Genomic DNA, 24,985 nt, shown 5'->3' on the forward strand with positions numbered 1-24,985 from the left:
CCCTTATTCCCTGGTCCAGCCGGGGCTGTTGAGCTCGATGAGCGATTTCGACCAGTCGTCGATAAATCCCTGCCGCTGCGCCCTGTCCTGGACCGCAAGCAGGGCCGGACCGATGCGGATCGGCTGCGCCACGCCGGAGGCCTTGAGGTTCTGCGGCCCGTCCACCTCCGCCGGCAGGGCGCCATCTTCAGAGAAATAGAAACCGTTGGAGCGCGCCAGTTCCTGACCGCGATCCGACAGGAGATAATCGAGGAAGCGGGCGCCAAGCTCCGCAGCCACGGCATTCTTCGGGATGAGAGCACCCCGGCTGAGCACGAGCGTGTAGTCACGCGGCACCACCACCCGCAATTGCGGATGGCGCAGCGCCGCATCATAGGCGTAGGAACCGAGCATATTATAGCCGATATAGAGGTTTCCCTTGGCGACTTCCTCCAATATTTCCCCGGTGCAGCAGCGGGCCACCGTGGCGGCGCGGGCCATGCTCTCCAGCAGCCGCCCGAATACGGCGCTGGTCTGGCGCGCATCATTGAAGGCCAGCAGGTAACCAATGCCGGAGAGGCGAATGTCGTAGGTGCCGACCTTGCCGCGATAGGTGTCGAGCTGTTCGCGCAGCAGATCGGCGAGTTCGAGATGCGTGCGCGGCACGTCGCGAGGCGGAACGCGCTCCGCATTGTAGACGAACACCGCAGGTTCGTAGGTGAAGCCGAACACCTCGTCGCGCCAGTTGGCCCATTCGGCGACACGGGCCGTTTCGGGCGAGTTGTGCGGCCGCGCGCAACCGTCATTGGCAAGCTTCACCAATTGATCGACCGAGGATGACAGCAGAAGATCGCCAAGCGGTTCCTGCTTGCGGCAGGCCTCGGCGGCAAGCGCGTTCAGTTCGTTCGTCAGATATTCCTTGTATTCTATCGACGTGTCCGGCCAGATCGTCTGGAAATCGGCGATAAGGGATTTCATCGCCGCAAGATCGGTCGAGGAGTGAATGGTCAGCCTGCCCTCCTCCGGGCCAAGCGCCTTGAAGAAGGTCGTGCTTCCGCTGTCCGCCAACGCTGCCGTTGCCGAAAGTGCCACGGCCAGGACGACCGGCAGGATGCGGTTCATCATGGGCGCGCTCCCTCCAGCAATGGCAGTCCCAGCACGACCGTGAAACCGCCGGCGTCGCCTGTACGGAACCGAAGGCTGCCGCCATGGGCCTTCGCCACTTCCTGGGCGATGGCAAAGCCGAGGCCGGTGCTGCCCTTGTCGGATTTCGACGTGGCGAAGCGCTGCGTCGCCTGTTCCCATTGTTCAGGCGGAATGCCCGGGCCATCATCCTCGACCTCGACATGGGCTTCGCCGTTCGCTGTCGTGACCCGCACCTCCAGGCGCTGGTCGACGCCATGGCGAAGCGCGTTGTCGATGACATTGACCACCGCCTCCCTGAGGCTCACCGCATCGCCGAGAACGAACGGGCGATCGTCCGGCGCCTCGAAAGAAATGACGATGTCCGGATCGACGGTGATCGGGATCGCCGCCCGATAGGCTCTCCTTGCGACATCGACGAGACTGACCGGCTCCAACTGCACGGAATCCGCCCGGTGGATCACCATGGCGTGGCTGAGCAGCTGGCTCGTCAGCCGCGACAGTTCATCGACCCGCTCGCGGGCGCGCTCGAAATGCTGGCGGTCCTTCTCCGGCAGCCTGGACGAGCCGACAATATCGAGCTGCGCCGCCAGCGCCGTAAGCGGGGTCCTGATCTGATGGGCCGCATCGGCAATGAAGCGCTGCAGCAGGTCGACCCGCTCGCTCAGCCGGCCCATGAAATGGTTGATCGAACCGACGAACGGATCGAGTTCGCGCGGCACCTGCACCGAAACCGGCGTCAGGTCATGCGGATCGCGCTTGCGTACCGCCTTTCCGAGACGCTCGACCGGTTGCAGCGCATAGCGGATGGCGAGCATGGCGCCGCCAAAGGCCAGGAGGCTCATGACGAGAACAAGGCCTGTCGCGCGCAAGGTGAGTTCCCAGGCGAGGCTCGATCGGGCCTCGTTGGTCTGCGCCACGATGACATAGGCGCGGCCGTTCACGGCGGGATCGGCCAATGGGCGAACGGCGCGCGCAATGCGCACCGGCTCGCCCCTGTAGACGCCGGCCTGGACATTCGGCACATCCGCGGGCTCGCGCGGCGGCATCTGCATTTCGAGGTCGTCATAGCCGGTCAATGTCCGCCCATGGGTATCTATGACGCGGTAGTAGATCCGGTCCCGCTCCGCCAGGCCCAGCAGTTCGAACGCCGATGCCGGAAGCCGCACCGCAAGCTTGCCGTCCTCGACGGCGAGGCTCTCGGCCATCTGCAGGGCAGCGCCCACCAGCAACCTGTCATAGGCCTTGTTCGCCGCAGTCTCGGCATAATACCAGGCAGCGGTGACGAGCAGGGCGACGCCTATGCCGAGAACCAGCGATATGCGCCGCGCCAGGCGGGAGAAAAGCGATGGTTCATGCCCCATCATCGGACACCAGCTGATAGCCAAGGCCGCGGACGGTGACGATACGCGCCCGGGCGCCTTCCAGCTTCTTGCGCAGCCGGCCGATATAAAGCTCGATGGCATTGGCATTGGCGGCTTCGTCGAAGCCGAATATCTGGTCGAGAAGCTCGTCCTTGCTGAAAACCCGGCCCGGCCGCGCCACGAGCACTTCGAGCAAGGTCAATTCGCGGCGCTTCAGCTGCACCTCGCGCTTGCCGACATGGACGGATCGGGCCGCGCGGTCGAGAGCGATATCGCCACATCTGATCAGGTTCGTGGCCTCGCCGCCGGTATGGCGCCGCATCAGCACCCGGGCCCGTGCCTCCAGTTCGCGAAAGTCGAAGGGCTTTACGAGGTAATCATCCGCGCCATGGTCGAGCGCGCTGACGCGATCGTCGATCTCCGACCTTGCGGTCAGGATCAGCACCGGAACCGATTTTCCGGCCTTGCGGATCTGCTTGAGAATCTCGAACCCGTCCATGCCCGGCAGCATCACATCGAGGATGATGAGCGCGTAGTCGGTAAAATCTATGATCTCGGCGGCGCTGCGCCCGTTCGTCTCCCAGTCGACGGCATGTCCCATCGCTTCGAAACGTTTGGCGATCGCCTCCCCCACATCATGCGTATCTTCAACCAGCAATATCCGCATCCGGCTTCATTGGCATGAATCCCCGACACCCGCAAACGCTATGTGGCGCCGGCCCTAGCTGCGCGGTCTTTGCCCGAGAAACAAGGGCTGCTGCCCCTCGACCAGATGGGCTATGCGATCGATGACAGTGCGGACCTCAGGCCGATGACGATCCTCATTGTGCATCACCAGCCATTGGCGATGGTGCAGATCGCCGATGGCCTCGCCGGCGCGCAGCAGGGCGGGATCGCTGTCACCGACAAAGCAGGGCAGCACGCCGCGCCCGGCACCGCTGCGCAGCAGATCATGCAGCATGCGCGGGGTATTCGCCCATATGGTGATCCAGAAATCGGTCTGTTGCAGCAGCCAGCGGGCCGACGGCGTCACGGCATCGTCGGCGCCGATCCCCACCCAGTTGCAATCGCGCACGATGTTGAAATGATTGGCGCAGAACGGCGCATAGGCCACATCGCCTATCGGCCGTGCCGCCAGAGTATCGCCTTCCGGATAGCGGTTGCGAATGCCGATCTCCGCCTCCCGGTGCGCGATGTCGAGACGGAGCTCCGCCGTCTTGAAGCAGAGCCTGAACGGATCGTCGGGCGACCAGATATGCGAAAGGTTCACCGCGAGGAAATGCGACATCCAGCTGCCTGCGGATATGCGCACCGTCGGCAGTTCGTTGGCACCGGCGTTCCAGGCCTGGATCGATTGCGACGCCTCGCCCATCGCGGTGACATGCGCCAGCAGGGCGTGGCCGTCCTTGGTCAGGGAATAGCCCGTCTGCTGGCGTATGAAGAGGCTGCGCCGCAGCCGGCGCTCGAGAGCAAGCAGGCGCCGGCTTATCGTCGCCGGGCTGGCCCCCGCCTTTTCCGCCGCGCCGGTCAGCCCGCCTTCCCTGGCGACATGAAGAAACAGCCGCAGATCGTCCCAGTTATCGTTTTTCAATTCTGAAAAGCCCGTTGCGTCCATGTTTGTAGAAAACAGCATAAAACCTGACCATTTTTCCAGATCAAAGCAATGTGTTTTTCGTCTGGAGAAGAAATGGACATTTATTTGTTCTGGATCGTGGCGCAACAGCAGATCAGGCTGAATGGCCGAAGCCGCATCTCGGAAGATGTATTCTACGAGAGCTTCACCCCATGGCGCGCGCGGCTCGGTGCATTCTGGCCGTTTGGACGACGCCGATGATTGATTTCGCCGCTGCGGTCGATACGGGCGACAGAATTTGCGTTGTACTATGTATTATTTGATGGGTTCCGGCTCTAGACGCGGCTGACGATAGGCTTATTCTGCCGCCAGATGTCACAAGAGAGCAATCAGCCATGACAATAAATCTGGCCGGCCGCGCACCCGCGCTGCAATGGCTGATCCTTGTCGCCCTTTCATTCCTGTTTTTTCTTGGCTTGCAGGCGCTTCATATTCCCGCCGCCTTGCTGCTCGGGCCGATGGCTGCGGCGATTGTCGTGGCCTCGGCGGAGGGAACAGTGCGCGTCCCTGTCCGCCCCTTCGTTCTGGCGCAGGGTGCCATCGGCTGCCTCATCGCCGGTTCCATAGCGCCATCGACATTGACGGAAATGGCGCGGGACTGGCCGATTTTTCTCGCCGTCATCGCCTCGGTCATCGTCGTGAGCAACACGCTTGGCTGGTTCCTGGCACGCTGGCAGGTCCTGCCGGGCACCACCGCCGTATGGGGTTCCTCGCCCGGCGCCGCCGCTGCCATGACCCTGATGGCCGAGGCCTATGGCGCCGATATCCGTCTCGTCGCCTTCATGCAGTATCTGCGCGTCGTCTTCGTCGCCGTCGTCGCCTCGCTCGTTTCGCGCATATGGGCGAGCGGCCCCTTGCACACCGCCGAGTTTCAATGGTTTCCACCGCTCGACTGGCTCGGCCTTGCGCAGACGCTGCTATTGATCGGCCTCGGCTCATGGCTTTCGGTGCGCCTGCGGGTCCCTGCCGGCCCCATGCTGGTGCCGATGATTGCCGGCATCGTCCTCCACAATGCCGGGCTGATGACCATCGTCCTGCCGCCATGGCTGCTTGCCTTGAGCTACGCCCTGATCGGCTGGAATATCGGCTCGCGGTTCACGCGGCAGATCCTCGTGCACGCAGCACGCGCCCTGCCCCGGGTCGTCGCCTCGATCATGATCCTGATCTCCCTCTGCGGCGGCATAGCCGCGATACTCGTCTTTGTCGCCGATGTCGATCCGCTGACGGCCTATCTCGCGACGAGCCCCGGAGGAGCCGATTCCATCGCCATCATCGCGGCATCAAGCAATGTTGATCTGCCATTCGTCATGGCCATGCAGACGGCGCGTTTTCTCATCGTCCTCATTACCGGACCGGCCATCGCCCGTTTCATTGCCAAGCATACCGGCCTCAGCAATATTCAGCGCCCGGACTGAACGGCACCGCTGCAAGTGCTTGCATTTCAATGGCGGGTTCACTATGGTTTGAAGCCTATTTAATCGATTTATATGCCCTGATTTCATCCGTATCTTATCGGCGTGTCGCCCAACCTGTTTCAGCATGACATCAAAACCCAATCTGCGCGCATTGATCGTGCATTCCGGAAAAGCCGAAAGTTCATACGTCCGGACGCTTATGCGTGAACTGCCGGTTCCAGCGCAGATCGTCGATGGCTTCGACGGCGCCGACCTGTGCTGCAAGCTTGCCAGCTCTCACTATCACCGTGATCTCCACATGCCGCGCTATCCGTTCGAGCTCTCGCGCTGCGAGGTTGCCTGTTTCATGTCGCACCGGCGTGCCTGGCAGACGATTCTCGAACAGAGGCTGGATGCCGGTCTCATCATCGAGAGCGAAATTGCCCTCACGGCGCAGTTCCCCGCTGCATTCGCGGCCGCTCTCGAACACCTGAAGCCCGATGATTTCATCCGTTTTCCGCTCCGCGACGACAAGGAGAGAGGCAGCACGATCCACGAAGCGGACGGCGTTCGCATCATCAAGCCAGTGCCCGTTGGCCTTGGCATGGCGGCGCAGCTCGTCGGCCGACAGGCAGCCGCACGGCTGCTTGCGGTAACGCAGCAGTTCGACCGGCCTGTCGATGCCATGCTGCAGATGACCTGGGTGACAGTCCTGTTCCCTTCGGCGGTAATACCGGGAGGCGTGGCGCAAGCTGCAACACCTTCCGACATGAGCGGCAATCGACACCGCAGGCCCCTGGCCGAGACGCTCCGCCGCCAGTTGATGACGCCATTTTACCGGCGGCAAGTGATGCGCTATTCGCAAGAAACCTGGGATGGACAATGAAGGTGCCGATCCTGCTCTATCACCAGATCGCCACTCCGCCGGCGAAAGGTGCTCCATTTCGCAGCATGTATGTCAGCCCGGCCAGCTTCCGTCGCCAGATGTGGCTGCTGAGACGGCTGGGGTTCCAGGGTCTTTCCCTGAGGGAGGCAATGCCCTTCATCCGCGGCGAGAAAACCGGAAAGGTGGCGGCGATAACCTTCGATGACGGGTTTTGCAATGTACACGCCAATGCGCTGCCGGTCCTGCAGGAATTCGGCTTTACAGCCACCAATTTCTTCGTCGCGAACCAGATCGGCGGTTCCAATGAATGGGATCGGCCACTTGGCATCGCCCATGCCGCCTGCATGGACGAGCGCCAGATCGAAGACTGGCTGGCGGCAGGAAATGAAGTCGGCTCGCACAGCCTGGACCACCGGCACCTCACCGCGATTGGCGCGGAAGAAGCGCGGCGGCAGATCCTTTCAAGCAAGTTCCGGCTCGAACAGATCACCCGCCAGCCCGTGACATCATTTTCCTATCCCTATGGCGACTGCAGCCCTTCCGTCCGCAGCATGGTCAAGGATGCGGGCTACGCCGTCGCCACGGGCACCGACAAACGTCGCGCCCAGGCGCAGGACGATATGACCGAGCTGCCACGCTGGACGATACGCCGAGGCGACACGCTGCTGCACTTCCTGCTGAAATGTTTGGTCCGATAGGAACTACCCCCGCGATAGGGCGACAATGCTTGCCTGCACCGGCAAGGCGAACGCATGTGCTATCGGACGGGAGGTGATGGGGGGGCTTGCGGAAATGGTACGGTCGGGTGGGCTCGAACCACCGACCTCAGGAGCCACAATCCTGCGCTCTAACCAACTGAGCTACGACCGCGTACCAGCCAAAAATTTGACACGCGTCACATACGGAGGATTGACGCTTTTTGCAAGCATGCTCTTGCAACAAATCACTTTAACGAACGGAAAAAGAAAAAAGGCCGGGGGAGGAGCCGGCCTTTTTCTACGATTGCGAGACTGGAGTGGGAGGAACCCCGTCTCGCGCCCGGACGGCTGGGAGGAGGAGTGCCGTCGGGGATTCTGTTGTCTTGTCGGCTCAGGCGACCTTGACGTCCTTGATGGCCTTCTCGACAGCGGACTTGACCGGAGCGGAGATTTCCTCGACGGCCTTCGAAGCCACAGCCTGGAATTCCTTGGCCTGACCGGTGAAAGCCTCTGCCTGCTTGCGCACGAAAGCGGACTGGAGCTCGATAACTTCACCGAACGACTTCACGCCGAGCAGAGCTTCGATGTGAGCGAAACCAGCTTCGGTGTTGGTGCGCAGGGCAGCCAGGGCCTTGAGCGAAATGGCAGTGCCATTGCTCTGGGCGGTTTCGAAAGTGGTCTCGAGGGTCTTCTGTGCCGTCTCGGCCTGATCCTTCAGCTTGGCGTAAACTTCCTTCGACTGGGCAACGCCCTTCTCGGTGAATTCGCGAACCTGATCGGTTACAGTGGAAGCATCAAATGCAGGCATGGCAAACGCATCATTCTGTTTTGCAGTCTTGCTCATAATCGGCCCTTCCTTGGTGCAGATATCGTTGATCTGCGCGTTGTTTGATGAACCCAATATAGCGCGCCTTATTGTGCATTGCAACATTTTTCTCGCATTGCAACATTCGAGGCCCGACGAGGCGGCTGTTTTATCGTCCCGACCGTTAAAAACTGCGCGCCGGGATTAACTAAAACCAGAGAAAGACCTGCCACAAAAGCCGACATACATGGACGCATGCGCGCCGGATCATTATTAATGAACTATTAAGAACAGCCATCGGGGTCTGTTTGCCGTGGAGTAGCTAGTGGCGTCCGGAACCTATCCGTTCATCGATATCGCAGTTCTCGATGAGATCCGGGAACGTTTCGCCAATGGCGACGCGCTGATCGTATTCTCGCCCGATCTCGCGAATGTCATCTGGGCCAATGGCGAAGGCGCGGCAGCGCTCGGCTATTCGTCGGTCGACGACGTTCTGGGCAGCGAGACCGTGCTAGGCGTCCAGGCACGGCGGCAATTGATGGCGCTCGACAATTTTCCGGCGATCGGCCATGGCCGGACCGTCTCGCTCCGGCTCGATTTCGGCCTTTCGAGCCGCATGCACACATTCCAGGCCAGCGACCTCACCTTGCCGCGCGGCGAATCCGCCATCCTGCTTTCCATCGCCAAAGGGCAACGCGATGCGTCCATGGCGCAGAATGCCAGCCTCGCCATCAGGGGTTTCGGCGACGAGACGACCCATGCCGCCATGATCGACGGCCAGGGCATAGTCCTTGCCTCGACGCGCCAGTTCGCCAGGCTGGGCTTCAGCGACAAGAGCCTCGCCGATCTGGTGCGCGAAGTGCGGCTGGAACGCAACAGGCTCGTCAAGCGGCCGGTTTCCACCCCGCGTGGCGCTATCCCGACCGGAATAGCACGGCTGACGGACAGCCCTGCCCTGCATCTGCTGTTCGCCATCGACGACAGGGCGGTGGAGGCAGACGCCTCCGGCCCCGAGAGCAACCCGGTGCGCAGCGAAGCGGCAGCTCCGACCACGCCCGCGTCGCAGGCTTCACTGCCGCTGGATGATATGGCCGGACCACCGGCGGCGTCCGTTTCCGAACCAGACCAGCCCTTGCCCGATCAGCACAACGAGCCAACCGCGCGGTTCGTCTGGAAGGTTGATGCCAATGGCGCGTTCACTGAAATCTCGCCGGAATTCGCCCGGGCTGTCGGCCCCGCCGCAGCGGATGTCATCGGCAAGACCTTCCGCGAAATCTGCATGCTGCACGCGATCGAGGACAAGGAGCGCGTCGCCGAATTGCTGGAGCGCCGCGATACGTGGTCGGGTCGAACCGTATTCTGGCCCATGGAAAACGGCGACAAGCGGGTGCCCGTGGAACTCGCAGCCCTCCCCATCTATTCCCGGGAGCGGGAATTCCTCGGGTTTCGCGGCTTTGGCATCGTCCGCCTGAGCGAAGCCGTGCAGGCGCAATCGCCGCTGATGACTGAGCCGGAGGACGCTGCCGAGACGGTAGTCGAAGAGCCCGCAGCTCTCGAGCAGATTGCCCGCGAGGCTGCGGAGCCCTCGCCCACCGATGGCGAACTCAGCAATGTGGTGACGCTGAAGGGCCAGCGCCTGCCGCGTGACGAGGGGCGGCTGAACGAAGCCGAACGCAATGCCTTCCGCGAGATCGCCGAACGCCTGCGCCGCGAAGTCCTGGCCGAGCCGACACCGGCGGAGAATGCCGTTCCCGAGGTGCCGGATGCTGAAATCGTGGGACCCGGCTTCGCCAAGCCTGCGGCATCGGAGCCGAAACAGGATTTCGCCGAAGAAATCCGTCATCACGCGCGGCGCGGCGTCGATACGACCATATTGGCAGCCCTGCCGCTGCCCGTCCTGATTCACCGCGAGGGCAATGTCGTCTATGCCAACCGCGCCATGCTCGATCTGACGGGCCATGAAAGCCCTGAGGCGGTCAATGCGGCGGGCGGGCTGAGCGCGCTCTTTGCAGAAAATGCAGAGGGGCATGGCGATCCGCACGAAATCGGCGGCATGCCGCTTCGGCGCAGCGATGGTTCAGTGTCACGGGTGGAGGCGCATCTCCAGGCCGTGCAGTGGTCCGGCGAAGGCGGTGAAACGGAACATCGGGCGCTGCTTCTTGCGCTTTCGCCGCATCAGGAAGGCGGCGAGCTTGCCGAAGAGGAGCGCCGGTCGCTGCAAACCAGGATCGACGAGCTTTCCACCATACTCGACACGGCGACCGACGGCGTGATCCTGCTGGATTCGTCCGGCTCGATCCGGTCGGTGAACCATTCCGCCGCCGCCCTCTTCGCCTATGAGCCGGATGAAATCGTCGGCAAGAATTTCTCGCTGCTGTTTGCCGTCGAAAGCCAGCGCGCCGCGATGGATTATCTCAACAGCCTTTCCGACAATGGCGTTGCCAGCCTGCTCAATGATGGGCGCGAAGTCATCGGGCGGGAAAGCCGCGGGCGGTTCATTCCGCTGTTCATGACGATTGGCCGGCTGGATGCCTCCAAGGGATATTGCGTCGTTCTGCGCGACATCACGCACTGGAAGCGGGCCGAGGAGGAACTCGTCAACGCCACGAAGGAAGCCGAGCGGACCTCGGCACAGAAAAGCGAATTTCTGGCGCGCATCAGCCATGAAATCCGCACCCCGCTCAACGCGATCATCGGTTTCTCCGAACTGATGGCGGATGAGAAATTCGGCCCCATCGGGAGCGAGCGCTACCGGGATTACCTGCACGATATCAGCCGTTCGGGCAATCATGTCCTGTCCCTCGTCAACGATCTCCTCGATATTTCGAAGATCGAGGCCGGCGCGGTCGAGATGAATTTCGAGGCCGTACCCCTGAACGACGTCCTGACCGAAGCCGTGGCTATTATGCAGCCGCAAGCCAACCGCGAGCGGGTCATCATCCGCTCCAGCCTGATGTCGCGGCTTCCCGATATCGTCGCCGATCATCGCTCCATCACGCAGATCGCGCTCAATCTTCTGTCCAATGCCGTCCGGTTCACCGGCCCCGGCGGTCAGGTCATCGTCTCGACGAGCTATGAGCCGGGCGGCGACGTGCTGCTGCGGGTTCGCGATACGGGCATCGGCATGACGCGCCAGGAAGTCGAGCAGGCATTGCGGCCATACAAGCAGATCACCACTCCGGCCAATGTCAGGCCGGGCGGCACCGGTCTCGGCCTGCCGCTGACGAAGGCGATGGCGGAAGCCAATCGTGCCAGCTTCAACATCGATTCCAGCCCCGGGCGCGGCACGATGGTCGAAATAAGCTTCCCTTCAACGCGCGTCCTCGCCGAATAGAGCCAGGGCCATCCGCGGACGGTCACTACATGACAGACGGCTGCCGGCTGTCCATAAAGTTGCTATAACGGCTTGAAATGCCACAGATGATCGCTAAACGGTTAAGCAGTGAAAAAAATGGCGATGACTGTGCGGCGGTCATTGCAACTCAATATCGGAAACGCTCATGTCCTGGTACAGGCCGAGAAACCTTCTCGTCGCGTTCGCTGTCATGGCGATCGTCGCTGGTGGTATCCTCGTGGCGCTGCCTTCGCTCGTCAGCACGGAAGTCATCCGTGCCCGGCTCGTACAGGAGATCAGCAATTGGACGGGCTATGAAGTCGAGGCCCGCCAGCCGGCCAATATTTCGTTCTTCCCTGTCTTCAGCGCCTCGATGGGCGATGTGACGATCCGCAATCCCTGGCAGAAAGAGGGCCCGGCCTTCATGCAGGCGGAGCGGATCGACGTCGAACTGTCATTGCTCTCGGCACTCATGGGCGATGTGGAATTCACGCAGACGCGGGTGATCCGGCCCCGTTTCGTTCTCGATGAACCGATCAAGAGCCTTTCCGAGATCGGCGACGCCCTCGCCCGCAGCGATGGGCGGATCGGCGACGTCATGCGCGAGGCGCGCGCCGCGATCGAGGCCAATCCCGCCAAGCCCGACATGAGTACCGTCTCCTCTCAGCCTTTCGGCCGGGTTCGGCTGGAAGATGCAATGGTGACATTCAAGCGGCCGATCAATGGCACCGAGGAACAGATTTCCAGCATTACCGGGGTGTTCGACTGGCCCCAGACGTCCGGCGTCGCGAGCTTTCAGGGCAAGGCGATCTGGCATGGCGAGGAAACGGAGATCGACAGTTCGGCGACCAAGGCGATCCTGCTCCTCGCCGGCGGAACCAGCCCGCTCCAGATCAATCTCAGCTCGACGCCGCTGACGCTCGCCTTCAACGGCTCGGCCAATATCGCCAAGGATCAGTTCTTCGAAGGCACCATCTCCCTCACCTCGCCCTCGCTCCGGCGCACGCTGGAATGGTCGCGCATGGCGGAGATTCCGGGTGCTCCCATCGGCAGTTTCACGCTCGATGCCTCCGTCGCCGGTTCGGGTACGCGGGTCAAGTTCGACGGGATGACGGCGACGCTGAACGACAATCCGGCCAAGGGCGTCATCGAGGTCGTGCTCAACCGCGACGCCCCGAGCATCAGCGGCACGCTGGCTTTCGAGACGCTCGACCTTCACTCGGTGTTTTCCGGTCTCATGCCCCTGCCCAACGGTTCGGCGGAGAGCGACAGGATGATCGGAACCGAGTTCCTCAAGCAGCTCAATCTCGATCTGCGCGTTTCGACCCAGAAGGCGACCGCCGGCAGCGTCAATCTTTCCGACGTGGCGGCGACGGCGCAGATCAGAAACGGCCGCGCCATGTTCGACATCGGCGATGCGGCGGCGTTCGGCGGCGCGGTGGCGGCAAGCTTTCAGCTTGCAGACGAAGGCGACGGCGCGACCATCGGCGAAATGCGGTTCAACGGCACCGACGTCAACAGTGCGCCGATCATCGCCCTGCTCGGCCTCGGGAACCGCTTCGAACTCGGCAAGGGCTCGGTTTCCCTCGTTCTGAAAGGCCCGCTTACCCGGTGGTCCTCCGTCCTCGCCGACGCCAAGGGCACGCTCAGCATGCGCTTCGGCAGCGGTCAAATTCGCAGCCTCGATGTCGAGCGGCTTCTCGGCAAGGCCAAGACCGAGCGGTTCTACAGCCTCAACGAGAAGACGGACGCGCTGCTGGCGTTCGACCGGCTGGAGATCAAGGCGAACATCGCCGATGGCGTGGCAGCGCTGGATGCCGCCCGCATGGAGAACAAGTCCGGGACGTTCAGCTTTGCCGGGATCGTCACACTGATGAGCAAGAGCCTTGCCCTCACCGGCGATTTTGCTGCGCCCGTGCCGGCACCGGAACCGCCCGAGGGTACGCCGGCCGACGCGCCGAAGCCGGAACCTGCGCTCAATCACACCCGGTTCTTCATCGGCGGTTCCTGGGACAATCCCTTTATCTCACCGATCGTTTCGCAATAGCCGGACCAGCGCGCGACGCAACCAGCCTAGGCAATAAGGTTGCGTGCCGCTGCCTGCTCGTCGCGCAGCCGTTGCACCTCGCGGCGCTTGTTGACGATCGAGGCGATGATCACTCCGACGGCGACGATGGCAATGAGCATGGTGCAGGCTGCATTGATCTCCGGCGTCACCCCGAGGCGAACCTGCGAATATATCCGCATCGGCAGCGTGGTCGCTCCCGGGCCGGAGGTAAAACTCGAAATGACCAGATCGTCCAGGGACAGGGTGAATGCCAGCATCCAGCCGGAAACAACGGCTGGCAGGATGACCGGCAGCGTTACCTTGAAGAAGGTTGTTACAGGTGTCGCCCCGAGATCCATTGCCGCCTCTTCAAGCGAGCGGTCGAAACTCACGAGGCGTGACTGGATGACCACCGCGACGAAGCACATCGAAAAGGTGATGTGCGCCAAAGTCACCGTCCAGATGCCCCTGTCCATGCCGATCGCGACGAAGAGCAGCAGCAATGACAGGCCGGTGATGACCTCCGGCATGACCAGCGGCGCATAGATCATCGCGGAGAAGAGCAGCCGGCCGCGAAACCTGGTGTAGCGGTTCAAAGCGAGCGCCCCCAGCGTGCCGAGCACGGTTGCGACCGTGGCTGAAATCAACCCGACGCGGATCGTCACCCATGCCGCATCGATGAAGCTCTGATTGCTGAACAGCGAAACATACCATTTCGTCGAGAAGCCGGCCCATACGGTGACCAGCCTCGACTCATTGAAGGAATAGATCACCAGCAGGACGATGGGCAGATAGAGGAACGCAAAGCCAAGGACCAGCGATACGATGTTGAAGCGGGACCATTGTGTATTCATCTCATCTCTCGCCTTGCGCTTTGGCCTCGGACCGCTGGAACAGCACGATCGGCACAACCAGCAGCAGCAACAGCACCACCGCCACGGCGGAGGAAACCGGCCAGTCGCGGTTGTTGAAGAATTCGCTCCACAATGTCTTGCCGATCATCAGCGTCGACGAACCGCCGAGAAGATCCGGAATGACGAACTCGCCGACTGCGGGAATGAATACGAGGAAACAACCTGCGATCACGCCCGGCAGCGACAGCGGGAAGGTAATCTTCCAGAATGCCGATATCGGCGGGCAGCCAAGGTCTTCCGCCGCCTCGACCAGCGAATAATCCATCTTTTCGAGGGACGAATAGATCGGCAGGACCAGGAACGGCAGATAGGAATAGACGATGCCGATGAAGACCGCCGTGTTGGTGTTGAGAATATTGAGCGGCGTGTCGATGACATTCGCCCACAGCAGGAACTGGTTCAACAGCCCTTCCGGCTTCAATATGCCGATCCAGGCATAGACGCGGATCAGAAAACTGGTCCAGAACGGCAGAATGACCAGCATCAGCAGCGTCGGGCGGATCGTCGCCGGCGCGCGCGCCATGCCATAGGCGATCGGATAGCCGACGATGAGCGTCAATATGGTCGAGACGGCAGCGATCAGCAGGCTCGACAGATAGGCCTTGTAATAAAGCGGGTCTTCGGTGAGCCAGACATAATTGTCCCAGGAGAACTGGCCGAATGCCTGCTTGACCGCCTCCCAGCCGCCGGCGAGATCGATCGCGGGGGCATAGGGCGGGATTGCCATCGCCACTTCGGAAAGCGAGATCTTGAAGACGATGATGAACGGGATCAGGAAGAACACCAGCAGCCAGGCATAGGGCACCAGGATGACGAGGCGGCTGGAAATGGAGGCTATCAGTTTCTGCACGTTGGCTCTCCTCAGGCCGTCAAAACGATGCCGGCATCCGTGTCGAAGCTTACCCAGACCACATCATCATAGCCGAGCGGGTCTTCGACCGTGCGAACCGCATTGAGGCTTGCCGCCTTGATGATCCGCCCGCTTGCGAGCTTGACGTGGAACACCGTCATGTCGCCGAAATAGGCGATGTCATAGAGTTCGCCCTGCGCGGCATTGACGGATTTGTCCGCCGGTGGCTTGCGGCTCAGGCGTATCTTCTCTGGCCGGATCGCGAAATTCACCTTCTGGCCGATAGTGCAGCTGCGCGAGGCATCGGTGCGGATCACCAGATCATCAGCGCCGGTGTCGATATCGATCTTGCCGTCATCGATGGCCGTGGCCGTGCCCTCGAACATGTTCACATTGCCGATGAAATCCGCAACGAACTTCGAATTCGGCGCCTCATAGACCTCGGCGGGTGTCGCCACCTGCATCACCTTGCCCTTGTCCATGATCGCGATACGGTCGGCCATGGTCATGGCCTCCTCCTGATCATGCGTCACCACGACGAAGGTCAGGCCGAGCTCATATTGCAGGTCCATCAGTTCGAACTGCGTTTCCTCGCGCAGTTTCTTGTCGAGCGCGCCGAGCGGCTCATCCAGCAGGAGCACCTTCGGCCGCTTGGCCACGCATCGCGCCAGGGCGACGCGCTGCCGCTGGCCGCCGGAGAGCTGATGCGGCTTGCGCTTGGCGAACTGCTCCAGCTTGACCAGCTTGAGCATTTCGGCGACGCGGGTTTCGATATCGCCCTTGGGCATGCCATCCTGCTTCAGGCCGAAGGCGATATTGGCCTCCACGGTCATGTGCGGGAACAGGGCATAGGATTGGAACATCATGTTGACCGGGCGGCGATAGGGCGGGATGCCTTTCATGTCCTGCCCGTCGATGAGGATACGGCCGGAAGTCGGCTCCTCGAAGCCCGCAAGCATGCGCAGAAGCGTGGACTTGCCACAGCCCGAGGCGCCCAGCAGGGCGAAGAATTCACGATTGTAGATGGTCAGCGACAGGTCGTCGACGGCAGTGAAATTGCCGAAAATCTTGGTAACGTTCTCGATAGAGATAAAAGGGGTTGCCTGCGGATCGGTCCATGGGGCGAATTTGCGGCGAAAACTACCCAATGATTTCATGATATATCCCAATTATCAGCCCGGCGGCTTGGTTTCAGAAGGCCTGCGGACGCTCCGGCCACCACAATTACTCTATACATTCGACGCTGCTTCAAGGTGACAACCGGAACAATCGCGCATGGCTGCGTATGGCTTCCGGTCGTCCCAGTGAAAACCCCGGCGCTGGGCCGGGGCTTTGAAGAAGATTACTGACCCGTCACTACCTTGGTCCACAGGCGCGTCACCACCCGTTGCACCTTGGTATCATAGGGTGCGACGGTGAAGAGCTTCTCGAGAACTTCCGGTGTCGGGTAGATCGCCGGATCCTCCAGGATTTCCTTGTCGATGAACTGCTGAGATGCCTTGTTGCCATTGGCGTAGAACACGACATTGGATGCCTTGGCGATGACTTCGGGCTTCATCATGTAGTTGATGAATTCATGAGCCTCGGCCACATGTGGCGCATCTGCCGGGACCGCCATCAGGTCGAACCACATCTGCGCGCCCTGGGCCGGGATCGCGTAATCGACGGTCACGCCGGCCTTTGCTTCGGCGGCACGGTCCCTCGCCTGGAAAATGTCGCCCGAATAGCCGAGTGCAAGGCAGATGTCGCCATTGGCCAGGCCGTTGATGTATTCGGAAGAATGGAACTTGCGCACATAGGGCCGGATCGACGTCAGAAGATCGGCGGCTTTCGCCAGTTCGTCCGGATCATGGCTGTCGGGGTTGAGGCCGAGATAGGCAAGCGCAGACGGCATGACATCCGAGGCGGAATCGAGAACATGGATGCCGCAATCCTTGAATTTCGCCGCCAATTCCGGCTTGAAGAGCACGTCCCATGTCGGCTTTTCGTCCGATCCGAGGATTTCCTTCATCTTTTCGACATTGTAGCCGAGGCCGGTGGTGCCCCACATGTAATCGACCGCATACTGGTTGCCGGGATCGTATTTTTCGACGCGCTGGTTGATGACGTCCCAGGTATTGGAAAGGTTCGGCAATTTGGACTTGTCGAGCTTCTGGAAGACGCCGGCGGCAATCTGCCTCTGCAGGAAATTGGCGGTCGGGACGACGACGTCGTAGCCGGTGCCGCCCGCAAGCAGCTTGGTCTCGAGGATCTCATTGGAATCGAAGGTGTCGTAGACGACCTTGATGCCGGTCTCCTTGGTGAAATCGGTCAATATCTGGGCGTCGATATAGTCGGACCAGTTATAGACGTTGACGACGCGCTCCTGCGCCGTCGCCGAACCGGCCAGGCCCAGCACCAGCGCAGCGGTCAAAATAGCGGATTTCATTCCCATTTATTGTCTCCATTCAGCCGGCATCCGACAGGTGCCGTTCAAACCCCAGATCGACGTTTCGCCGTATCCCCATTACCCACGCAGGACTGCTTTGCGCAACGGTCTTTTCCCACCTTTTTAGATTGCGGCAGCTTCGTCAACTGGCTTGATGCGCCGAGCGCAGGAAATTCCGACGCAGCGGGCGTTTTTGCGGTCGCAAGGACCATCAGGACTACTGGAAATCGAAGGCGCTCAGGCCCGAAACCATCTCATCGAGCCCGAGCGGGCGCGTAATGGGCGGTTCCGCGCGCGAGAGGCATGCGACGCGCTCGCACAGGCGGCAAGCGGGCCCGACCGGCGTCGCAGCCAGACCCTTGCCGCCCTGCGAATTCTGGCCCCTGCTTCCTGCAACGGCGCCATAGACGGTTTCATCGGCAAATCCGATGTCGCAGCCAAGAAGCAAGGCAGTGCGTCGCGGCCGCTCATTGAATGCGCCCTGCGGCCCCTCCTGGGTGCGGGCGAGCGTCAGGAACTCCGCGCCATCGGGCATTTCGACCGCCTCGACCAGGATCTGGCCCGGCTGGGAGAATGCCGCATGCACAGGCAGCCGCGGGCATTCGCCGCCAAAGCGGGAGAGCGGAAATCCCTGCGCGCCGGCGCGGCGGAGCCGGTTGCCGGCATTGTCGATCTCGAGCAGGAAGAACGGTATCGCCGCCTGGGCCGGCATGGTCGTCAGCCGGTTGGCGACCTGTTCGAACGAAACGTTGAAGCGCGCGCGCAGGATGTCGATGTCGTAGCGCGTACGGATGGCAGCAGCCTGGAATGGCTGGCAGGGCATCATCAGCGCATGGGCAGCATAGCGGCCAAGCTCGAAGCGGGCGATCCGCCGCGCTTCGTCGGAGGAGAGCTTCAGATCTTCGACTTCTGCCGCGATGATCACCTGCATCCGCGTCAGCGCCGCCTCCATCGCGATCTCGCGCAGTTGATCGAAGGGCGACAACCGTTCCGAGATGAACAGGCGCTGCGAATGGCGATCGTAGCGGCGACGCCAGTTCGGCATGGTCGCAACCGGGAGTATGCGAACGGAGATACCATGCTCGCTCTTGAGCCACGCCTTGAGAGCGCCGGAAAGATCATCTCCCGGGCGCAGCAGGCCGAGGAAGCTTTCGGCTTCGCCCTCGATGCGCGGGAAGTGGTTGGAACGCCGCTCAAGCACCTCGCGCACTTCATTGAGGGGAAGACGCGTTGCCGACAGCGAAGGCGCACGCCCTTCCCGCGCCAGGAGTTCGGAAAGGTCCGACAGTCTTTCCTGCTGCTCGCGATAGGCCCGGTAGAGCTTGATGACCCCCGCCGCAGCATTTGGCGCGGCATTGCTGATCTCTATCAGTTCCTGGTCGCCCGGAAGTTCCCCGGACAGCAGCGGATCGGAGAACACCTCCTTCAACGCTGCCATGGAAGAACCGGTCTCGAGTTGCAGCGTATCAAGCTCGATACGATAGGTTGCCGCAAGCTTCAGCAGCAGTTGCACCGTCAGCGGCCGCTGATTGCGCTCGATCAGATTGAGATAGGATGGAGAAATGCCCAGCGCCTCGGCCATGGCGGTCTGCGTCAGGCCGCGTTCATTGCGCAATCTGCGGATGCGCGGTCCGGCGAATATCTTGCCTTCCGCCATGGGTTCCCTCTCGCGACTGTGACAAGATTTACATCGTGTGCCGCTACGACAGCCTATTACAGAATTTACAAATTTACAATCTGGCTCTGTCAAATACACAACAGCATGACCCGAAGTTTGCGCGTGAAATGGCGATATTCCTAGGGGTATTTTGCAGCGCAATGTAAATTCAGTCACATCGACAAGACGCTGATCTGCGACTTGCTGAGCCTAAATCATCCGAATGGAGAGAATGATGACTGATTTTTACAATCTAGTTCCGAGTGCGCCCGCAGACCGTTTCGAGGGCATTCAGCGCCCTTACACGCCAGAAGACGTGAAACGCCTGCGCGGTTCGGTCCAGATCAGGCACACGCTGGCGGAGAATGGTGCAAACCGGCTCTGGCAGCTCATCCATGAGGAAGGTTTCGTCAATGCACTGGGTGCCCTTTCGGGCAATCAGGCGATGCAAATGGTACGGGCGGGCCTGAAGGCGATCTATCTGTCCGGCTGGCAGGTTGCCGCCGATGCCAACACGGCTTCGGCCATGTATCCGGACCAGTCGCTCTATCCTGCCAATGCCGCGCCGGAATTGACCAAGCGGATCAACCGCACCTTGCAGCGCGCCGACCAGATCGAAACGGCCGAGGGAAAAGGCCTTTCCGTCGACACATGGTTCGCGCCCATCGTTGCCGATGCGGAAGCGGGCTTCGGCGGGCCGTTGAACGCCTTCGAGATCATGAAGGCCTTCATCGAGGCGGGCGCGGCAGGCGTTCATTATGAGGACCAGCTCGCATCGGAGAAGAAGTGCGGGCATCTCGGCGGCAAGGTTCTCATTCCGACCGCGGCCCATATCCGCAACCTCAACGCGGCGCGGCTGGCAGCGGACGTCATGGGAACGCCGACGCTGGTCATCGCGCGCACCGATGCCGAGGCGGCCAAGCTTCTGACTTCGGATATTGACGAGCGCGACCGGCCATTCGTCGATTACGATGCCGGCAGGACGACGGAGGGCTTCTACCAGGTCAGGAACGGCATCGAACCCTGCATTGCGCGGGCCATCGCCTATGCTCCGCACGCGGACCTGATCTGGTGCGAGACCTCGAAGCCGGATCTCGAACAGGCACGGCGTTTCGCCGAGGGCGTGCGCAAGGCACACCCGAACAAGCTCCTTGCCTATAATTGCTCGCCTTCCTTCAACTGGAAGAAGCATCTGGACGAGGCGACGATCGCCAAGTTCCAGCGCGAGCTCGGGGCGATGGGCTACAAGTTCCAGTTCATCACGCTGGCGGGCTTCCATCAGCTCAACTTCGGCATGTTCGAGCTGGCGCGAGGCTACAAGGACAGGCAGATGTCGGCCTATTCGGAGCTCCAGGAGGCGGAATTTGCGGCGGAAGCCAATGGCTACACCGCGACCAAACATCAGCGGGAAGTCGGCACGGGCTATTTCGATGCGGTCTCGATGGCCATAACCGGAGGACAATCTTCCACGACAGCAATGAAGGAATCGACCGAAACCGCACAATTCCGTCCGGCAGCCGAGTAAAGGAGGTACACGATCATGGCACCGCAGACACGCGTAAAGGAACGGGCCGAAGAACAGGCCTCGCTTATGAATACCGACCAGCAGGCTGTCATCCGCATGGTGGCGAATGATCTGCACCGGCTGAACCAGTCCGTGATGAAGGCCGTCGATGCCGGCGTTTCCGTCGAACTCGTCCGCTCGGCCCGTCACCATGGCGGCGATGGCAACTGGGGAGACCTGCTAATACCGGTGGTCGTTACAAGGCAATAGTGCGGCGTCGCCTTCTCTGGTTCGGTCTGGGCCAGCCACGACGCACTGAACCGCCCGCGAGCAATCGCGGGCGGTTTTGCCTGTGCCTGCGTTTGCTGTCCGCGCACGGGTTCCCTTTGCCCGTTCTTTGCTCTATCGCTTGGCAAAGGCATCAAATCCGGAAAACGCCATGCACAAGGTCGTCATCAGCGGTACAGGCGTATTCACGCCCGAACAAACCATCAGCAATGCGGAACTGGTGAAGGCTTTCAACAGCTACGCGGAAAACGAGAACCGGCGCTACGCCGACGAAATCGCCGCCGGTACCCGCGAGGCCATCGCCATGTCCGACGAGGATTTCATCGTGCGAGCCTCGGGTATCGAGCGGCGCCACGTCCTCGACAAAAGAGGCATTCTCGATCCGCAGATCATGCATCCGGTCCTGCCGGAACGCAGCGACGAGGAACTTTCGGTGATGGCGGAAATGGCCCTGTCCGCCGCCGGCATTGCTCTCAAGCGCGCCGGGCGGGTTCCGGCACAGGTCGATGCGGTCATCTGCGCCGCCTCCAACCATGAGCGCGCCTATCCGGCCATCGCCATCGAGGTCCAGCAGGCGCTCGGGATCGGCGGGTTCGGCTTCGACATGAATGTCGCCTGCTCCTCGGCGACCTTCGCCATACAGGCTGCGGCCGACATGATCCGTTCCGGCTCGGCGCGAGCGATCCTGATCGTGAACCCCGAGATCTGCTCGGCACATCTCGAATGGCGCGACCGCGATTGCCATTTCATTTTCGGCGACGTCTGTACCGCATTGCTGCTGGAGCGCGCCGATCTCGCCGAAGCGCAAGGCAGCTTCGAGATCCTGTCCACCCGCTGCATCACGCAGTTCTCCAACAATATCCGCAACAATAACGGCTTCCTCCGCCGCACGCGCGAGGGACATATGACGGACCGGCGCGACATGCTGTTCCGCCAGGAGGGCCGCAAGGTCTTCAAGCAGGTCGTGCCGATGGTCGCGGATCTGATCCTGACCCATCTCGCCGACGAGAACATCGCACCGGCGCATCTTTCCCGGCTTTGGCTGCACCAGGCCAATAAGGGAATGAACGACCTGATCGGCGTCAAGGTGCTCGGACGGCAGCCGGAACCGGGCGAGCAGCCGAACATCCTGCAGGACTATGCCAATACGTCGTCGGCGGGCTCCATCATCGCCTTCTCGAAATATTCCGACGACCTGGCCAATGGCAGCATCGGCGTCATCTGCTCGTTCGGCGCCGGCTATTCGGCGGGAAGCGTCATCCTGCGGAAAGTCTGATCCACTAGATCCGGTCCATCAGGGCGTACCAGCTCAGAGCCAGGAACAGCAGCGGCGCGCGGAATGTCCGTCCGCCCGGGAAAGCCGGGACCTTCAACTCTTCGAACAGTTTCAGCCGATCGCGATTGCCGGCCACCGTCTCCGCGTAGAGCTTGCCGACGAAATTGGACAGCATCACGCCATGGCCGGAATATCCGCCTGCGGAGATCACATTGGGCATGACTTCGCGGACGAAGGGCTGCCGCGGCATGGTTATCCCGACGGAGCCGCCCCAGGCCTCGGTCATCTCGACATCGGCGAGCTGCGGGTAGATCTCGGCGATCTGGCGGCGGATATGCGTGCTGATGTCGCGCGGATTGTCGGCGGTATAGGCCTCGCGGCCGCCGAAAAGCAGCCGGCCGTCCTTCGCCCGGCGGAAATAGCGTACGACAAAGCGGGAATCGTCGACGCTCTCGCCGCCCGGCAGCACCGGACTATCGTCACCCAGCGGCACCGTCGCGCCGATAAAGGAACGGATGGGCATGACATGCGCTGCGCTGACCGGTTCGAGCTTGCCGCCATGGGCATTGACGGCGAGCAGGCATTTGTCGGCGGTCACCGTGCCGTAGCCGGTCTCGACCGTCACGCCCGCCGGCCCTGACACTATGTTCGTGACCGGCGTCTCCTCGTGGATGGCCGCGCCCGCGGCTGCTGCCGCCCGCGCGGTACCGATGACCAGCTTCATCGGCTGGATATGGCCCGTATTGGCATCATAGAGACCGCCGAGATAGCGTGTCGATCCGAGCCTGCGCGCCGTTTCGTCCGCGTCCATGTAATGAATATGGCGATAGCCGAACTGCTCGGCCATGATTTCGGCGTGCGCGCGGTAATGTTTCAGATAGCGCGGCTTGTGCACCACCGACATCTGGCCCGGCACATATTCGATGTCGATCGACCGGCTTTGCGCGAATTCGAGCAGATGCGCCTTGGCCTCTTCCGCCAGATCGAACAGCATCCGGGCGCGGGTCAGCCCATATTGCGCTTCAAGTTCCTCCGCCCAGGCGCGCTGGCCGGTGCCGAGCTGGCCGCCATTGCGGCCCGACGCGCCATCGCCGACGCGATGGGCCTCGAGCAGGACCACATCGGCGCCGGCCTCGGCAAGATGCACCGCCGCGGAAAGACCGGTAAAGCCGCCACCGACAATCACGACATCCGCCCGGCGCGACCCGTCCAGGCTCGGATAGCGCGGCCGGTCGGCGATTGTCGCTTCATACCATGAGACGCCAGGGGAGATCGGTGACTGATAGGGCATGGTCAAAACTTCTGTCTCAATTTCCGGCGCGGCGTCATGCGTCTGGAACGGTCAGACGTTCAGCAGCAGGAATTCGCGTTCCCAGGGGCTGATGACCTCCATGAACGTCTCGAATTCCGCCCGTTTGATCGCCGCGTAGGTCGTGGCGAAGGATTGACCGAGGACGGCGAGCAGGTCGCTGTCCTGTTCGAACAGCAGCGTCGCCTCGATCAGTCCGCGCGGCAGTTCTATCAGGCTGTCATTGACGGTGATGGAAGCCGGCGCATCCGGCTCGATGCGGTTTTCCATGCCGATCAGGCCGCAGGCAAGCGATGCCGCCAGTGCCAGATAGGGGTTGGCATCGGACGACGGGATACGGTTTTCGACGCGCCGCGCCGCCGGGTCCGAACGTGGGACGCGAAAGGCGGTGGTGCGGTTGTCATAACCCCATTTGACGTTGACCGGGGCCGAAGCCGCCGGTGTCAGGCGCCGATAGGAGTTCACATAAGGCGCGAACATGACGAGCGCCGAGGGCACATGTTTCTGCATGCCGCCGATGAAGTGGCGGAACGCTTCGCTCTCGGAGCCGTCGGCATTGGAGAACACATTGCGGCCGGTCTTCTTCTCGACGATCGACTGGTGGATGTGCATGGCCGATCCCGGCTGGCCCTGGATGGGCTTGGCCATGAAGGTCGCATACATGTCGTGCTTGAGGGCCGCCTCGCGGATCGTCCGCTTGAACAGGAAAACCTGGTCGGCGAGTTCGATCGGATCGCCATGGCGCAGGTTGATCTCGAGCTGCGCCGCGCCCTCCTCGTGGATCAGTGTATCGATCTCGAGGCCCTGGCTTTCGGAGAAGTGGTAGATGTCGTCGATCAGTTCGTCGAATTCGTTGACGCCCGCGATCGAATAGCCCTGCCCGCCGCCGATGGCGCGTCCGGAGCGGCCGACGGGCGGCGTCAACGGATAATCGGGGTCGGGATTCTTGCGCACCAGGTAGAATTCGATCTCGGGCGCGACGACGGGTTTCAGGCCCTTCCTGTTATAGGCCGCGACGACGCGCTTCAGCACGTTGCGCGGGGTAAACTCGACCGCCTGGCCCTCCTTGTTGACGAGGTCGCAGATCACCTGCGCCGTCGGATCGCTCTCCCAGGGCACGACCGACAGCGTCGACAGGTCGGGCATGAGCTTCAGATCGCCATCATCTTCCGGATAGGCGAAACCGTGGCCATCCTCCGGATAGGAGCCGGAAATCGTCGCCATGAACACCGCCGACGGCAGGGCGAGCGAGGTGTTTGAGGTGAATTTCTTCGACGGCATCATCTTGCCGCGCGCAACGCCCGCCTGGTCGGGCGTGATGCACTCGATGTCCTCGATATCCCGCCAGGCCAGCCATTCGGCGGCCTCGCGCCAGTTCCTTACACCGCGTGTTGCCTTGACATAGGCGGGCGTGCGCCGCCGAACTGCCGGAGTGCGCAGGGGCTTCTTGTCAGGAGTTTGGGAAGGCATCAATCA

The 24,985-nt window shown here is 61.7% G+C and carries 21 protein-coding genes and 1 tRNA gene; 9 read left to right on the forward strand and 13 right to left on the reverse strand.

Annotated features, from left to right (window positions below; genetic code table 11):
- Window positions 1-3: 3 nt before the first annotated feature.
- From M8997_RS16040 to M8997_RS16055, 4 genes are read right to left on the reverse strand one after another with little or no spacing between them, the layout of a single operon-like run.
- Window positions 4-1,104, reverse strand: a complete 1,101-nt coding sequence (locus tag M8997_RS16040; protein ID WP_250015240.1) for an ABC transporter substrate-binding protein — start codon at window positions 1,102-1,104, stop codon at window positions 4-6.
- A complete protein-coding gene (locus M8997_RS16045) occupies window positions 1,101-2,486 on the reverse strand; it encodes a sensor histidine kinase (protein WP_371929591.1) in 1,386 nt (461 codons plus the stop codon). The genes M8997_RS16040 and M8997_RS16045 overlap by 4 nt, the downstream gene beginning before the upstream one ends.
- Window positions 2,476-3,153, reverse strand: coding sequence for a response regulator transcription factor (locus tag M8997_RS16050; protein WP_250015244.1), 678 nt, complete (start codon window positions 3,151-3,153; stop codon window positions 2,476-2,478). Before M8997_RS16050 ends, M8997_RS16045 begins: the two co-directional genes overlap by 11 nt.
- A gap of 54 nt (window positions 3,154-3,207) precedes the next feature.
- Window positions 3,208-4,077, reverse strand: coding sequence for a LysR family transcriptional regulator (locus M8997_RS16055; protein WP_250015245.1), 870 nt, complete (start codon window positions 4,075-4,077; stop codon window positions 3,208-3,210).
- A 96-nt stretch (window positions 4,078-4,173) separates the two neighbouring features.
- Between M8997_RS16055 and M8997_RS16060 the strand changes: the two genes are divergently transcribed.
- The 4 genes from M8997_RS16060 to M8997_RS16075 all read left to right on the forward strand — a co-directional run bounded on the left by M8997_RS16060 (window position 4,174) and on the right by M8997_RS16075 (window position 7,097).
- The gene (locus M8997_RS16060) at window positions 4,174-4,320 is read left to right on the forward strand and encodes a hypothetical protein (RefSeq protein WP_250015246.1); all 147 of its coding nucleotides are present in this window, start codon (window positions 4,174-4,176) and stop codon (window positions 4,318-4,320) included.
- A gap of 134 nt (window positions 4,321-4,454) precedes the next feature.
- A complete protein-coding gene (locus M8997_RS16065) occupies window positions 4,455-5,534 on the forward strand; it encodes an AbrB family transcriptional regulator (RefSeq protein ID WP_250015247.1) in 1,080 nt (359 codons plus the stop codon).
- A 253-nt stretch (window positions 5,535-5,787) separates the two neighbouring features.
- On the forward strand, window positions 5,788-6,399 hold the full coding sequence (locus tag M8997_RS16070) for a glycosyltransferase family 25 protein (RefSeq protein WP_250015464.1): 612 nt from the start codon (window positions 5,788-5,790) through the stop codon (window positions 6,397-6,399).
- Complete coding sequence (locus M8997_RS16075) at window positions 6,396-7,097, forward strand: polysaccharide deacetylase family protein (protein WP_250015248.1); 702 nt, start codon at window positions 6,396-6,398, stop codon at window positions 7,095-7,097. Before M8997_RS16070 ends, M8997_RS16075 begins: the two co-directional genes overlap by 4 nt.
- Before the next feature lie 95 nt (window positions 7,098-7,192).
- Here the strand turns inward: M8997_RS16075 and M8997_RS16080 are convergent.
- A tRNA-His gene (locus tag M8997_RS16080) sits at window positions 7,193-7,269 on the reverse strand.
- Between the two features lie 219 nt (window positions 7,270-7,488).
- On the reverse strand, window positions 7,489-7,941 hold the full coding sequence (locus M8997_RS16085; RefSeq protein ID WP_250015249.1) for a phasin: 453 nt from the start codon (window positions 7,939-7,941) through the stop codon (window positions 7,489-7,491).
- Window positions 7,942-8,227: 286 nt separating this feature from the next.
- Here M8997_RS16085 and M8997_RS16090 point away from each other — a divergent pair, with 286 nt between their 5' ends.
- Complete coding sequence (locus tag M8997_RS16090; RefSeq protein WP_250015251.1) at window positions 8,228-11,236, forward strand: PAS domain S-box protein; 3,009 nt, start codon at window positions 8,228-8,230, stop codon at window positions 11,234-11,236.
- 166 nt (window positions 11,237-11,402) lie between these two features.
- The gene (locus M8997_RS16095) at window positions 11,403-13,283 is read left to right on the forward strand and encodes an AsmA-like C-terminal region-containing protein (protein WP_250015254.1); all 1,881 of its coding nucleotides are present in this window, start codon (window positions 11,403-11,405) and stop codon (window positions 13,281-13,283) included.
- Window positions 13,284-13,309: 26 nt separating this feature from the next.
- On the opposite strand, the gene M8997_RS16100 is transcribed toward M8997_RS16095, so the two are convergent.
- From M8997_RS16100 to M8997_RS16120, 5 genes are all read right to left on the reverse strand, one after another.
- Window positions 13,310-14,137, reverse strand: coding sequence for an ABC transporter permease (locus M8997_RS16100; RefSeq protein ID WP_250015256.1), 828 nt, complete (start codon window positions 14,135-14,137; stop codon window positions 13,310-13,312).
- Window position 14,138: 1 nt separating this feature from the next.
- Entirely contained in the window at window positions 14,139-15,047 is a 909-nt protein-coding gene (locus tag M8997_RS16105; RefSeq protein WP_250015258.1) for an ABC transporter permease subunit, read from the reverse strand.
- Window positions 15,048-15,058: 11 nt separating this feature from the next.
- Window positions 15,059-16,204 (reverse strand): ABC transporter ATP-binding protein, encoded by a 1,146-nt coding sequence (locus tag M8997_RS16110; RefSeq protein ID WP_250015260.1) that lies wholly within the window; start codon window positions 16,202-16,204, stop codon window positions 15,059-15,061.
- A gap of 185 nt (window positions 16,205-16,389) precedes the next feature.
- Complete coding sequence (locus tag M8997_RS16115; RefSeq protein WP_250015467.1) at window positions 16,390-17,475, reverse strand: polyamine ABC transporter substrate-binding protein; 1,086 nt, start codon at window positions 17,473-17,475, stop codon at window positions 16,390-16,392.
- Window positions 17,476-17,692: 217 nt separating this feature from the next.
- On the reverse strand, window positions 17,693-19,132 hold the full coding sequence (locus M8997_RS16120; RefSeq protein WP_250015261.1) for a short-chain fatty acyl-CoA regulator family protein: 1,440 nt from the start codon (window positions 19,130-19,132) through the stop codon (window positions 17,693-17,695).
- A 235-nt stretch (window positions 19,133-19,367) separates the two neighbouring features.
- Between M8997_RS16120 and aceA the strand changes: the two genes are divergently transcribed.
- The 3 genes from aceA to M8997_RS16135 all read left to right on the forward strand — a co-directional run bounded on the left by aceA (window position 19,368) and on the right by M8997_RS16135 (window position 22,200).
- Window positions 19,368-20,657 (forward strand): isocitrate lyase, encoded by a 1,290-nt coding sequence (gene aceA, locus M8997_RS16125; protein ID WP_250015262.1) that lies wholly within the window; start codon window positions 19,368-19,370, stop codon window positions 20,655-20,657.
- A gap of 15 nt (window positions 20,658-20,672) precedes the next feature.
- Complete coding sequence (locus M8997_RS16130) at window positions 20,673-20,906, forward strand: hypothetical protein (RefSeq protein WP_250015263.1); 234 nt, start codon at window positions 20,673-20,675, stop codon at window positions 20,904-20,906.
- Between the two features lie 169 nt (window positions 20,907-21,075).
- Window positions 21,076-22,200, forward strand: coding sequence for a beta-ketoacyl-ACP synthase III (locus M8997_RS16135; protein WP_250015264.1), 1,125 nt, complete (start codon window positions 21,076-21,078; stop codon window positions 22,198-22,200).
- A gap of 4 nt (window positions 22,201-22,204) precedes the next feature.
- Here the strand turns inward: M8997_RS16135 and M8997_RS16140 are convergent, their stop codons facing one another.
- Entirely contained in the window at window positions 22,205-23,491 is a 1,287-nt protein-coding gene (locus M8997_RS16140; RefSeq protein WP_250015265.1) for an FAD-binding oxidoreductase, read from the reverse strand.
- 51 nt (window positions 23,492-23,542) lie between these two features.
- The gene (locus tag M8997_RS16145) at window positions 23,543-24,979 is read right to left on the reverse strand and encodes a glutamine synthetase family protein (protein WP_250015266.1); all 1,437 of its coding nucleotides are present in this window, start codon (window positions 24,977-24,979) and stop codon (window positions 23,543-23,545) included.
- Between the last annotated feature and the right edge of the window lie 6 nt (window positions 24,980-24,985).

Origin of the sequence: Phyllobacterium sp. 21LDTY02-6 (assembly GCF_023554255.2) — a bacterium.
In the GTDB taxonomy this organism is placed as follows: Bacteria; Pseudomonadota; Alphaproteobacteria; order Rhizobiales; family Rhizobiaceae; genus Phyllobacterium.

Coding starts and splice junctions, on each gene's coding strand:
- M8997_RS16040 (WP_250015240.1), bottom strand. CDS start 1,104: ATGATGAACCGCATCCTGCCGGTCGTCCTGGCCGTGGCACTTTCGGCA.
- M8997_RS16045 (WP_371929591.1), bottom strand. CDS start 2,486: ATGGGGCATGAACCATCGCTTTTCTCCCGCCTGGCGCGGCGCATATCG.
- M8997_RS16050 (WP_250015244.1), bottom strand. CDS start 3,153: ATGCGGATATTGCTGGTTGAAGATACGCATGATGTGGGGGAGGCGATC.
- M8997_RS16060 (WP_250015246.1), top strand. CDS start 4,174: ATGGACATTTATTTGTTCTGGATCGTGGCGCAACAGCAGATCAGGCTG.
- M8997_RS16065 (WP_250015247.1), top strand. CDS start 4,455: ATGACAATAAATCTGGCCGGCCGCGCACCCGCGCTGCAATGGCTGATC.
- M8997_RS16075 (WP_250015248.1), top strand. CDS start 6,396: ATGAAGGTGCCGATCCTGCTCTATCACCAGATCGCCACTCCGCCGGCG.
- M8997_RS16085 (WP_250015249.1), bottom strand. CDS start 7,941: ATGAGCAAGACTGCAAAACAGAATGATGCGTTTGCCATGCCTGCATTT.
- M8997_RS16095 (WP_250015254.1), top strand. CDS start 11,403: ATGTCCTGGTACAGGCCGAGAAACCTTCTCGTCGCGTTCGCTGTCATG.
- M8997_RS16100 (WP_250015256.1), bottom strand. CDS start 14,137: ATGAATACACAATGGTCCCGCTTCAACATCGTATCGCTGGTCCTTGGC.
- M8997_RS16110 (WP_250015260.1), bottom strand. CDS start 16,204: ATGAAATCATTGGGTAGTTTTCGCCGCAAATTCGCCCCATGGACCGAT.
- M8997_RS16115 (WP_250015467.1), bottom strand. CDS start 17,475: ATGAAATCCGCTATTTTGACCGCTGCGCTGGTGCTGGGCCTGGCCGGT.
- M8997_RS16120 (WP_250015261.1), bottom strand. CDS start 19,132: ATGGCGGAAGGCAAGATATTCGCCGGACCGCGCATCCGCAGATTGCGC.
- aceA (WP_250015262.1), top strand. CDS start 19,368: ATGACTGATTTTTACAATCTAGTTCCGAGTGCGCCCGCAGACCGTTTC.
- M8997_RS16130 (WP_250015263.1), top strand. CDS start 20,673: ATGGCACCGCAGACACGCGTAAAGGAACGGGCCGAAGAACAGGCCTCG.
- M8997_RS16135 (WP_250015264.1), top strand. CDS start 21,076: ATGCACAAGGTCGTCATCAGCGGTACAGGCGTATTCACGCCCGAACAA.
- M8997_RS16140 (WP_250015265.1), bottom strand. CDS start 23,491: ATGCCCTATCAGTCACCGATCTCCCCTGGCGTCTCATGGTATGAAGCG.
- M8997_RS16145 (WP_250015266.1), bottom strand. CDS start 24,979: ATGCCTTCCCAAACTCCTGACAAGAAGCCCCTGCGCACTCCGGCAGTT.